At 70.0% G+C, this 7,960-nt stretch carries 9 protein-coding genes; 3 read left to right on the forward strand and 6 right to left on the reverse strand.

Annotated elements, in window-relative coordinates:
- Positions 1 to 223 precede the first annotated feature (223 nt).
- A complete protein-coding gene (locus ACFXK0_RS15695) occupies positions 224 to 1,060 on the forward strand; it encodes a phosphoribosylaminoimidazolesuccinocarboxamide synthase (RefSeq protein ID WP_379410949.1) in 837 nt (278 codons plus the stop codon).
- 137 nt (positions 1,061 to 1,197) lie between these two features.
- Here the strand turns inward: ACFXK0_RS15695 and ACFXK0_RS15700 are convergent, their stop codons facing one another.
- The gene (locus ACFXK0_RS15700) at positions 1,198 to 1,929 is read right to left on the reverse strand and encodes an NAD(P)H oxidoreductase (protein ID WP_379410951.1); all 732 of its coding nucleotides are present in this window, start codon (positions 1,927 to 1,929) and stop codon (positions 1,198 to 1,200) included.
- Positions 1,930 to 2,056: 127 nt separating this feature from the next.
- Here ACFXK0_RS15700 and ACFXK0_RS15705 point away from each other — a divergent pair, with 127 nt between their 5' ends.
- Positions 2,057 to 3,007 carry an AraC family transcriptional regulator gene (locus ACFXK0_RS15705; protein ID WP_379410952.1) on the forward strand — a complete coding sequence of 317 codons (951 nt, stop codon included), beginning with the start codon at positions 2,057 to 2,059 and terminating at the stop codon, positions 3,005 to 3,007.
- Here ACFXK0_RS15705 and ACFXK0_RS15710 read toward each other — a convergent pair whose 3' ends face one another.
- The 5 genes from ACFXK0_RS15710 to ACFXK0_RS15730 form a co-directional block, all read right to left on the reverse strand.
- A complete protein-coding gene (locus ACFXK0_RS15710; protein ID WP_379410954.1) occupies positions 3,008 to 3,439 on the reverse strand; it encodes a nitroreductase family deazaflavin-dependent oxidoreductase in 432 nt (143 codons plus the stop codon).
- Between the two features lie 22 nt (positions 3,440 to 3,461).
- Positions 3,462 to 3,938 (reverse strand): NUDIX domain-containing protein, encoded by a 477-nt coding sequence (locus ACFXK0_RS15715; RefSeq protein WP_379410955.1) that lies wholly within the window; start codon positions 3,936 to 3,938, stop codon positions 3,462 to 3,464.
- A 173-nt stretch (positions 3,939 to 4,111) separates the two neighbouring features.
- Positions 4,112 to 5,350, reverse strand: a complete 1,239-nt coding sequence (locus ACFXK0_RS15720) for an RNA polymerase sigma factor (protein ID WP_379410957.1) — start codon at positions 5,348 to 5,350, stop codon at positions 4,112 to 4,114.
- Positions 5,347 to 5,742: a YciI family protein gene (locus tag ACFXK0_RS15725; protein WP_379410958.1), complete on the reverse strand. Its 396-nt coding sequence runs from the start codon at positions 5,740 to 5,742 to the stop codon at positions 5,347 to 5,349. Before ACFXK0_RS15725 ends, ACFXK0_RS15720 begins: the two co-directional genes overlap by 4 nt.
- Before the next feature lie 91 nt (positions 5,743 to 5,833).
- On the reverse strand, positions 5,834 to 7,054 hold the full coding sequence (locus ACFXK0_RS15730) for an NAD(P)/FAD-dependent oxidoreductase (protein ID WP_379410960.1): 1,221 nt from the start codon (positions 7,052 to 7,054) through the stop codon (positions 5,834 to 5,836).
- 148 nt (positions 7,055 to 7,202) lie between these two features.
- On the opposite strand from ACFXK0_RS15730, the gene ACFXK0_RS15735 reads away from it, so the two are divergent.
- Positions 7,203 to 7,847, forward strand: a complete 645-nt coding sequence (locus tag ACFXK0_RS15735; RefSeq protein WP_379410961.1) for a DsbA family protein — start codon at positions 7,203 to 7,205, stop codon at positions 7,845 to 7,847.
- Positions 7,848 to 7,960 lie beyond the last annotated feature (113 nt).

A 7,960-nucleotide genomic window follows, 5' to 3' on the forward strand; every position in this document is an offset into this window, starting at 1 on the left:
ACCCGGTGCCGAGGATCAGCACGATCGACGTGCCCGCGCCGCCGGTCGGTGCCGGCGGCTGGCCGGCCTGCCTCGACGTGGATCTCGGGCGACGCCGCACACGACCGCTCCGCCGCCGGATGTGACCGGTCTCGCTCGTGGTGACCAGGGATGATTCGGCACCCGGCCCTGCCGGTACAGTTCCCAGGACGGAAATTCGCACCCAGAATTCGGAGGCTCGACGTTGAAGCATGTGCACGCCGGGAAAGTTCGTGACCTCTACTCCGACGGCGACACCCTGCTGCTGGTCGCCTCCGATCGGGTGTCGGTCTACGACGTCGTGCTGCCGACGCCGATCCCGGACAAGGGCGCGCTGCTGACCCAGCTGTCGAACTGGTGGTTCGAATACTTCACCGGCATCCCCAACCATGTCGTCTCGGCGACCGATGTGCCCGCCGAGTTCGCCGGGCGTGGTATCCGGGTGAAGCCGCTGAAGATGGTGCAGGTGGAGTGCATCGCGCGCGGGTATCTCACCGGGTCGGGGCTCAAGGAGTATCAGCAGTCGGGCACCGTGTCGGGGATCGCGCTGCCGCCGGGTCTGCGTGACGGCGACAAACTGCCCGAGCCGATCTTCACCCCGTCCACCAAGGCCGCCGAGGGTCACGACGAGGCGATCAGCTTCGCCGACGTGGTGAACCAGGAGGGACGCGAAGTCGCCGAGCGGCTGCGTGAGCTGACCCTGGAGATCTACTCGCGCGGTGCCGAGCACGCGGCGACAGCGGGCGTGATCGTGGCCGACACGAAGGTCGAATTCGGGTGGGACGGTGACGTTCTCACCCTCGGAGACGAGGTGCTCACCTCCGATTCCTCGCGCTTCTGGCCCGCCGACGAGTGGGAGCCGGGCCGCGCCCAGCGCTCCTTCGACAAGCAGTTCGTGCGCGACTGGGCGACCTCGACGGGCTGGAACAAGGAGTACCCGGGCCCGGAGATCCCCGCCGACATCGTCGAGGTGACCCGCCGCAAGTACGAAGACGCCTACCAGCGCATCACCGGCAAGACCTGGCAGGGCATCCAGGGCTGATGCCCGCGCGGTGCCGGGCGATACTTCGGCGCCGCACTCGGACGGTGGGCCGGGGACAACGGGGTCGACCTGATCGACGGCGGCATCATGGCGGCGTCGACGAGCCGTTCGCCGGCGCCACCACGCGGTCGCGGTGCTCAGGCGGTGACCAGTTCGGCGGCGAGGAACTCCGCGACGAAGCCGTCCGCCTTGGCGTCGAAGGCGGCGTAGTGCGCGGCGCGGGCATCGCCGGTGATCGCCGCGCCGATGACGAGATTGCCCGCGTCATCGATGCTCTGCGGCTGCTCCTCGGCATCGGGGAGCACGCCGACGCGGGAGTCGGCGAAGCCGCTGTAATAGGCCAGGCCCACGCTGAGCTGAGCGTCCAGCAGCTGCCGCATACCGGCGACGATCTCGTCGTCGGCGGTCGCGCCGGCCAGGCCGAGCCACAGGATCCGTTTGCCCGCGAGCCGGGGCTTGCTGCGGCCGTAGGCGAAACCGTAGTTCCAGACGCTGTCGATCCAGCCCTTGAGAATGGCGGGCACGCTCTGCCAGTAGATCGGGAACACCACGACCACCACTTCGGCGGCCAGCAGGCGCGCCATGTGCGCCTCGATCGCGGGGGAGTACCGCTTGTCGCGGTAGCCCCAGTCGGGCTGGTCGGCCACGGTCATCCGCGGGTCGAAGTTCTCGGCGTGCAGGTCGAGGAAGTCGATCGTGTACCCGGCGGCGGTCAGCCGATCGGTGGCGCGCCGGGCGATATGGGCCGACAGCGAGTCGGCGCGGTGGTGGGCGAGCACGACAAGCGCTGTGCGCGTTCCGGATTCGCTCGGGGTCGCCCCGGTGCTGGTCAGGCTGGTCGACGCGGTGGTGCTGGGTGACTGTGACACGGTGGGCTCCCTGGTGGATCGTGACCGGCGGAGCGGTGCGCTCCGTGCCTTCGAGTCAACCGGGAAAGCGGTGGACGATCTATGGTTGATCATCTCGGGTTGATAGGAATTCGTCTACGCTGGTGGCATGGATCCGTTGAGTTCACTGCTGAGTGGCATCCGCGCCGACGGCTCGGTCCTCGCCCACGCCGTCCTGCGCGCGCCCTGGACGATCCACTTCGCCGACCGGGCGCCGCTGATCATGGTGTGTGTGCTGCGTGGCGGCGGCACCCTCGTGCTCGCCGACGGTTCGCGCACCCCGCTCACGGCGGGGGACACCGCGATCATCCAGGCCGGAGAACCCTTCCGGCTCGACGGCATCGACGAGGTGGCCGACCGGCCACCGGTGGAGTACGAACTGTCCTGTTTCGTGCCCGACGGTTTCGGCACCGTCGATCTGTCCTGTGCCACAACGGAATCCATCGAGCTGATCGCGGAAGCCGATGCGCAGGAGGAGACCTCGCTGATCGTCGGCGCCTATCGCGCCGCGGGCAGGCGCCACGAACGGCTGCTGCGGGCACTACCGCCGGTGATGGTGGTCGCCGCCGACGTCGACGTGTGCACCTGGCTCGAGGAATCCGCCGCCGAAGCGGTCCGGCACAGCGCGGGCTCACAGGCCATGATGGATCGCCTGCTGGACTGGGCGCTGGTCTGCAACCTGCGCACCTGGCTCGCCGCCCAGCAGCACTGCGCGCCCTCGTGGTATCGGGGTATGGCCGATCCGGTGGTCGGCCCGGCGCTGGAGGCCATTCACGCCAAACCGTACGAGCGCTGGACGGTGGCGAGCCTGGCCGCCGAGGCCGCGGTGTCGCGGGCACTGTTCGCCAAGCGGTTCACCGAGGTGATCGGGGAACCGCCGCTGACCTATCTCACCGAATGGCGGATGGCCGAGGCCGAGGAACTGCTCGCCGACCCGACCCGCAGCGTCGCCCAGGTGGCGACCACCGTCGGCTACTCCGATGCCTTCGGATTCAGTGCGGCGTTCAAGCGTTCGCGCGGGAGCAGCCCGACGGAGTTCCGGGCCGCGCTGGTCGGCTGATCAGGTGCGCGGCGACAACAGCACCAGCGGGATCTCACGGTCGGTCCTGGTCTGATAGTCGCCGTAGCCCTTGTACGCGGTGACCACCCGGGGCCACAGTTTCGCCCGTTCCTCGGCGGTGGCGACATGGGCGGTCATCGGCCGGGCCGGGCCGCGCTGCAACGACACCTCGACATCGGGGTTGTCGCGCAGGTTCAGGAACCAGGCCGGATGGGTCGGGTCGCCGCCGCGGGAGGCCACCACGACGATGGTGTCGCCGTCGACGATCGGCGCGGTCAGCATCACCCGGCGGGGTTCGCCGGATTTGCGGCCGGTGGTGGTCAGTTCGAGCGACGGCATCCCGAAAATGGAGTTGCCGATGCGGCCGCCGGTGAGCGTGAGCAGGACGCGGTGGCCGGCGTTCATGATCTTCAGCTGCAGGTCGGTGGGCATAACCGCAATCTACGCCTCCGGCTCAGCCGAGCGATTCGGTGAGACGGGTGAGGAACGGGCGCTGGCCCTTGCCGAGTTTGTCCTGCGCCGTGGCCGGATCGAACCAGTCCGCCCGGTCGATCTCGGGAAAAACGCTCAGCCGGCCCGAGCGCGGCGGCCACTCCATCTCGAAGGTCCCCGGCACCACCGCGGCCGGATCGAGATCACCCTCGACCGCCCACACGGTGACAGTCTTGCGCCTGCCGCCGCTGCCGTAGCGCACCTCGCCCAGATCGATCCACTCGCCCTCGGGTACGGGCAGGCCGAGTTCCTCGGTGAACTCCCTGGCCGCGGCCACCCGCGCGGTCTCCTCGCCGGGGACGTACTCGCCCTTGGGAATCGACCAGGCCGACGCGTCCTTCTTCGCCCACAGCGGACCGCCCATGTGCCCGAGCAGCACCTCGATCCCGGCGGTGCCGCGCCGATAGACCAGCACACCCGCGCTGAATACCTCCGTCACGGGTGCGAGTCTGCCAGGTCCGACCGTCCTGCGAGGCCACCGGCGAACCGGCCGGGCACGCGGGCCGACACTGCGAGGCCGGCGGCGGTGTCGCCGGCCAGCACACGGGCCGGCGCCGTCTGCGAGAAGGGTGGGCGAACGCGGCGTGGTCGCCGGCCTGCGGGCTGGCGTTGTCACCGGGGCTGTGCGGTGTCCACGTGTGCGGCCGGACCGGTCCGTAGGCGGGCGGCGCGCAGCAGCAGATAGTCGCGCTCGGGCACGCTCGCGGTCTGTTTCGCGGCCAGGCGGTACTGCGCGACGGCGGCAGCGGTATCGCCCGTCATCTCGTACAGATGCCCGCGGACCGCGGCCAGTCGATGCGAACGGGCCAGCGGTTCGGCCACTGTGTCGATCAGTGTGAGGCCGGCTGCTGGGCCGTGCAGCATGGCGGTCGCCACCGCCCGGTTCAAGGTGACCATCGGGTTGGGATTCCTGCGTTCGATCAGGGTGTAGAGCGCCGCGATGCGCGCCCAGTCGGTGTCCTCCACCCGGGCGGCCTGGGCGTGCAGGCCCGCGACGGCGGCCTGCAGCTGGTACTGCCCGGTCAGGCCGGCCGGCATGGTGGCGGTGAGCAGGCGCAGGCCCTCGGTGATCTGGGCGCGGTCCCAGCGGGAACGATCCTGTTCGTGCAGGGGAACCAGCTCGCCGTGTGGGCCCGAGCGCGCGGCCCGGCGCGCATCGGTGAGCAGCATCAGCGCGAGCAGGCCGGTGACCTCGAGGTGCTCCGGGAGCAACGCGTGCAGCGCGCGGGTCAGCCGGATCGCCTCGGCGGCGAGATCGCCGCGGCGGATACCGGCGCCGGAACTGCTGGTGTGTCCCTCGGTGAAGATCACATACAGCACCTGGAGCACCGCGCCGAGCCGGGAACTGTCGTGCGCACCGTCGGCGAACGGGCGCGCGGACTCCGACAGCCGCTTCTTGGCGCGGGAAATACGTTGCGCCATGGTCGCTTCCGGGACCAGGAAGGCGGCCGCGATCTCGGCGGTGCTCAGCCCGCCGACCGCCCGCAACGTCAGCGCGATCGCCCCGGCGGGCGGCAGATCCGGATGACAGCACAGGAAATACATGTCCAGGGTGTCGTCGCGGCCGGAGACCGTCACCGGTACCGCGCGCACGAAATCCGTGGTCTCCCTGCGCCGTCGCGCCACCTCGGCGCGCACCGCGTCGGCCATCCTGCGCTGGGCCACCTGGATCAGCCAGCCGCGCGGATTCCCGGGCAGTCCGTCGGTCGCCCACTGGGTCGTCGCCGCCAGCAGCGCGTCCTGCACGGCATCCTCGGCCAGGTCGAAATCGCCGAACCGGCGGACCAGCACGCCGAGGACCTGCGGGGCGAGTTCGCGCAGCAGGTCCTCGACGTGCGGTGTGGTGCTCACGGGGTGGGGGCGCTCATCACCTGACGCACCTCGATGTACTCGCCGATCGGGGTGCCGCCCGGACCGGGCGCGGCCGAGGCCTGCGCGGCGATCTCGATCGCCCGCTCGCGGGAATCGACGTCGACGATCCAATACCCGGCCAGGAACTCCTTGGTCTCCGGGAACGGTCCGTCGGTGACCACCGGCGCCGACCGGCCGTCGGCGTGCACGATCAGCGCCTGGTCCGGTTCGGCCAGGCCCTGGGCGTCGACGAGTTCGCCCGCGGCGGCGAGCTGCGCACCCAGCGCGCGCTGGAAATCGATGTGGGCGGCGATGTCCTCGGGGGCCCACTCCGGCAGCGGCAGATCGCAGTAGGCGGCCCCGGTATAGGTCTTGACCAGCATGAACTTCACGACAGTGCTCCTTGTTTCCGGGGCGCCCGGTCGGCGCCCGCACCTACAGGTCGGAGCCGTCGCGCCGGTTTCGACAGACCCGCGCAACAAATCACAGCGGAATATCGGGATTCGCCAGCCGCTCGGGATCCACCGGCTCCCCGGACAGGATCAGCTGCTTGATCCGGTCGGTCACGTCCCACACATTGACGTTCATCCCCGCTTTGACCCGGTGCTGCGGATCCAGCCAGAACGCGACGAACTCGCGCTCGTCGAGATCACCGCGCACCACCACCCGCACATCGTCGCCGCGCCCGACATAGCCGGTGTACTCCATGCCGACGTCGTACTGATCACTGAAGAAATACGGAAGCCGGTCGTAGGCAGCGGATTTACCGAGCATGGTCAGCGCGGCGACCGCGGGCTGGTTCAGCGCCGTCGCCCAGTGCTCGACCCGGACCGACCGCCCCAGCACCGGATGCTGCTGCTCGGCGATATCGCCCACCGCCACCACATCCGGATCACTGGTACGCAGCGCGGCGTCGACCAGCACGCCGCCGTCGTAGTCGAGCCCGGCCGCGATCGCCGCCTCGATATTGGGCGCGGCGCCGACCGCGATCAGCACCGCCTGCGCGGGCACCACCTCGCCGTCGCCGAACTGCACGCCCGTCGCGTTGCCGTCGTCGGTCAGGATCGCCTCGACGGTGGTGTCGGTGCGCAGGTCGACGCCGTGCGCGCGATGCACGTCGGCGTAGAAGGCGCCCATCTCCGGACCCAGCGCGCCGATCAACGGCAGCGGCGCCGACTCGAGCACGGTGACATCGACACCGCGGGCCCTGGCCTGCGCGGCCACCTCGAGCCCGATCCAGCCGGCACCGATGATGACCAGCCGCTGCTCGGTGCGCAGCACCTGCGCGAGCACATCGGAATCGCCGATGGTGCGCAGGGTATAAACGTTCGGCGCGTCGGCGCCGGGCACCTTCAACGTGCGCGGACGCGACCCAGTGGCCAGCGCCAGCTTGTCGTAGGACAGCGTGGACTCATCGGGCAGGGTGACGGTCTTGGCGCGCGCGTCGAACGCGGTCGCGGTCGTGCCCAACCGCAGGTCGATGTGGTGATCGCGATACCAGGCAGCCTGGTCGACGGTGAAATCGGGCAGCTGCTGGGTGCCGGCCAGATGCTGTTTGGACAGCGGCGGCCGCTCGTAGGGCAGCTCCTCCTCGCCGGCCAGCACGGTCACCTGACCGTCGAAATCATTGGCGCGCAAAGCCTCGGCGAGCTTGGCGGCGGCGAGCCCGCCACCGATGACGACGAAACGCTGATTCGAGCTCATGAACGGACTCCTTCTCGCGGGCGACCGGACTCCTCGCCGACGAGCCTAATCCGCTCCGGCGCGCGGGGGAACGATTCCGGCCCGCGCGCGGTTGCATCTGGCGGCGGGCCGCGCGTGTCCGCCACACGCTGACCCGAGAGGAAAACTCGTGAGCGATCAGGCCACGAAAGATGTCGTCGATTTCTGGTTCGACCCGCTGTGCCCGTGGTGCTGGATCACCTCGCGCTGGATCCTGGAAGTCGAGCAGGTGCGCGACATCGACGCCCGCTTCCACGTCATGAGCCTGGCGGTACTCAACGAGGGCAACGACGACCTGCCCGAACGCTACGTCGAGCTGATGGCCGCGGCCTGGGGCCCGGTCCGCGTGGCCATCGCCGCTGCCGAGAAGAACGGTGACGAGATCCTCTCCCCGCTCTACACCGCACTGGGCACCCGCATCCACAACCGCAAGGACGAATACGAGCGCGAGACCACCGGCGAAACGCTCGACGCCGTCGTCGCCGACGCCCTCGCCGAACTGGGCCTGCCCGCCGACCTCGCCGCCGCCGCGACCAGCACCGACTACGACGAAGCGCTGCGCGTGAGCCACCACGCCGGCATGGACAAGGTCGGCCCCGACGTGGGCACCCCGACCATCCACGTCAACGGGGTCGCCTTCTTCGGCCCCGTACTCTCGCGCATCCCGCGCGGCGAGGACGCGGGCCGGGTCTGGGACGGGGTGCTCGCCCTGGCCTCCTACCCCCACTTCTTCGAACTGAAGCGCACCCGCACAGAAGAGCCTGTGTTTATTTGAGCGCTGGCGCGCTCGAGGTTCGCGCCCCCTTGGGTCCCGTCGATCAGGCACCGGTGCTTGGGGAGTAGGGGGCGGAGCGCCGGCAGCGGGTTGGCGGGGGGGGGGGGGTACCG

Source organism: Nocardia sp. NPDC059177 (assembly GCF_042755165.1).
Lineage (GTDB): Bacteria > Actinomycetota > Actinomycetes > Mycobacteriales > Mycobacteriaceae > Nocardia.